This is a genomic window from Mycobacterium sp. (assembly GCF_049608025.1).
GTDB lineage: Bacteria > Actinomycetota > Actinomycetes > Mycobacteriales > Mycobacteriaceae > Mycobacterium.
Window position 1 is genome coordinate 1 of sequence record NZ_JBMYXC010000120.1, and the last position, 555, is coordinate 555.

Sequence of the window (555 nt, forward strand, 5' to 3'; positions counted from 1 at the left end):
CGTTAGGGTCTTTGATATGCAGGATTTGATTCTTAGGCATTACTTATTCTCCCGCATATACTTCTTAAACTTTTCCATCTGCATCTTACGAACGTTCTCTTCGTTCTTGTTGAGTACAGAATGAGAAGGGCCAGTACCTTGTCCACCCTTCTTGATTGGTTTAATTGGTTTTGGCATATGTCCTCCATTAGACTACCCGCTCCGAAGAGCGGGGTCGTCGGTTGGCAAACGGGGAGGGACTCGAACCCCCAACCTGCGGTTTTGGAGACCGCTGCTCTGCCAGTTGAGCTACCCGAATATTACCTTATAGGGTGTCAACACCCGCTTCAACTTCGTTGGTGCGAGTACGATGGAGAACACCACCGTCACCCTTAGTTTCAGGTGCGAGGTATTCAATCTGAACTACAGCAGTTTCACCTGCTCCGATAGTCCAGCCAATGTACGAGCTCTCTGCGATGTTGATATCGGCATCACGTGCAGCAGCCCACTCACCCGCAGCCGGAGCTACGACCGGGAGGTTAGCTGTGTTAGTGCCGTCAGTTGCTGTGATGGCAA

General features: G+C 50.6%; 1 protein-coding gene. It reads right to left on the reverse strand.

Annotation, left to right across the window (positions count from 1 at the left end):
• Nucleotides 1-304: 304 nt before the first annotated feature.
• On the reverse strand, nt 305-555 hold a 251-nt coding region (locus tag ACPGXI_RS18005; protein ID WP_526655392.1), incomplete at its 5' end, for a hypothetical protein.